Source organism: Mesorhizobium sp. M7A.F.Ca.CA.001.10.2.1 (genome assembly GCF_003998575.1).
In the GTDB taxonomy this organism is placed as follows: domain Bacteria; phylum Pseudomonadota; class Alphaproteobacteria; order Rhizobiales; family Rhizobiaceae; genus Mesorhizobium.
The window spans coordinates 1-2,004 of record NZ_RZQY01000873.1 but is presented as its reverse complement, the minus strand read 5'-3'; the positions used below and the strand labels follow the sequence as shown (position 1 = coordinate 2,004).

The 2,004-nt window shown below is 62.4% G+C and carries 2 protein-coding genes and 1 pseudogene; 1 reads left to right on the top strand and 2 read right to left on the bottom strand.

What is annotated here, in order from left to right; translation table 11 throughout:
- Together EN964_RS32895 and EN964_RS32890 are read right to left on the bottom strand one after the other, a co-directional pair.
- On the bottom strand, positions 1-567 hold a 567-nt coding region (locus EN964_RS32895), incomplete at its 3' end, for a CaiB/BaiF CoA-transferase family protein (protein WP_164776256.1).
- A 99-nt stretch (positions 568-666) separates the two neighbouring features.
- Complete coding sequence (locus tag EN964_RS32890; RefSeq protein ID WP_127277323.1) at positions 667-1,599, bottom strand: alpha/beta fold hydrolase; 933 nt, start codon at positions 1,597-1,599, stop codon at positions 667-669.
- A gap of 182 nt (positions 1,600-1,781) precedes the next feature.
- On the opposite strand from EN964_RS32890, the pseudogene EN964_RS32885 reads away from it, so the two are divergent.
- Positions 1,782-2,004, top strand: a pseudogene (locus tag EN964_RS32885) (ribonuclease); the annotation flags it as partial.

Sequence of the window (2,004 nt, the reverse complement as noted above, 5' to 3'; positions counted from 1 at the left end):
TGCCTGGATGGCGATGACCGAATAAAGGCCGGTGAAGATGTCGGAGATGGCGACGCCCGCTTTTTGCGGCTCGCGGCCGACCTCGCCGGTGATCGACATCATGCCGGCCATGGCCTGGATGATGAAGTCGTAGCCGGCGCGCGGCGCATAGGGTCCGTCCTGACCGAAGCCGGTGATCGAGCAATAGACGAGGCGCGGGTTGATCTGGCGCAGGCTGTCATAGTCGAGGCCGTATTTCTTCAAGCCGCCGAGCTTGAAGTTCTCGATCAGCACGTCCGAGGTGGCGACCAGCCGGCGCACGGTCTCCGCGCCTTCCGGCGTCGAGAAATCGATGGCGATGGAGCGCTTGCCGCGATTGCAGGAATGGTAATAGGCGGCCGACAGGTTCTCGCCGTCCTTGCCCATGACGAAGGGCGGGCCCCATTTGCGGGTGTCGTCGCCGCCATCGGGGCTCTCGACCTTGATGACATCGGCGCCGAGATCGGCGAGCAACTGCCCGGCCCATGGCCCGGCAAGGATGCGGGCGAGTTCGACGACGCGGACGCCTTTCAGCGGGGGCTCAGCCATGAATCACCGTGATTGCCGCAATCACCGTGATTGCTGCGAAACCAGAGCCTCTATCAAGCCCTGCAACGGCTGTCACGGCTCTTGCAATGGGCCAATCCGTCACGCTTTGAGGACTTCGTCGGCCCAAATGGCGAAATCATCCATGATGATGTCGCGATTCACCTCGTTCAGGCTTTCGTGGCGGGTGTCGGCGTAAACCTTTGAAACCAGATTCGAAAAGCCCATGGCGCGCATGCGGCTGGCAAGATGCGTGATCCCTTTGCCATAATCCGAGGCGGGATCCCTTTCGCCGCCGACGATGCTGATGGGCAGGTCGCGTCGGATACCGGCAAAGCCGGCATCCTTGCCGCCGTTCAGCGCCATGCCGACGACGTCGCGCCACATCGACACCGAAGCATCCCAGCCGCAGAGCGGATCGGCGATGTATTTCGCCACTTCCGCCTCGTCGCGCGACAGCCAGTCGAACAATGTGCGGTGGTTGGGCACCGCCTTGCCCCAAGCCTGGAAGGTGAGCTTCGGCAGCAGACGCGATGGCACGTCGGAGCCGAGCCGCATTCTCTCCCAGGCAAGGACGCCCAGCGCCACCTGCCCGAGCAGGCCTTGAGAGAAATTGCCGTTCCAGATCGCGGCGGCATGGACGCGGGGCGAATGACTTAAAAGGAAATTCAACGCCACGGATGCGCCCATCGAATGACCAAACAGGATGACCGGTCTGTTTGGCTGTTCGCTGGCGATGAGGTCATGGATGGCGCCGATATCGGCGATCACCTTGGCGGGGCCATCCCTGTCGGCAAATCTGCCGAGCGGCGCGTCGGGGGCTTTGGTCGCGCCATGGCCGCGATGATCGTGGACATAGACGTGGAAGCCGCGGGAGCCAAGAAAATCGGCAAAGCGGGCATAGCGCGCTGCGTGCTCGGCCAATCCATGATTGATCTGGACGACGGCGCGTGCCCGGCCGTCGGCCTGCCTGACGAAAAGATTGAGCTCGGCACCGGTCGGCGAGGCAACCACGCGCTGCTGGCTGAATGACATGCCGCCTGGTCCCGCCCTTGCATTATCGTCGTTGGCTTTGTTTGCGCCGGCCCACATTATGCGTCAATCCGGCAAACCCGCTTTTCGCGACGATGTTTCTTGCGTTTGGCCAGCAAAATATCGCAATTCTGACATGGAGACAGCTTCAGTCTGTCGCCCACTTGTCCAGCCGGGGATTTTCCATGCGTAGTGCTGTCATTTTCGGATTGGCCATGCTGGCGGCGTCGCTGGCCGGGGCGGCGCGTGCCGACGTCAAGATGAGCGGCAGCTTCGTCGCCGACGCTGCCTGTCCGGCGACGCAAGCGATCAAGAACGGCAAGAACCCCGGCAATGTCTCGACCGATGCCGGGAAGAGCTACCAGCTGCTTGCCGGCAACAAGGATGCGCCGACGCACTACCTTATCC

What these genes read in the sequence shown, in the direction of transcription:
- EN964_RS32890 (WP_127277323.1), bottom strand. Translation starts at nt 1,599, where the DNA reads ATGTCATTCAGCCAGCAGCGCGTGGTTGCCTCGCCGACCGGTGCCGAG.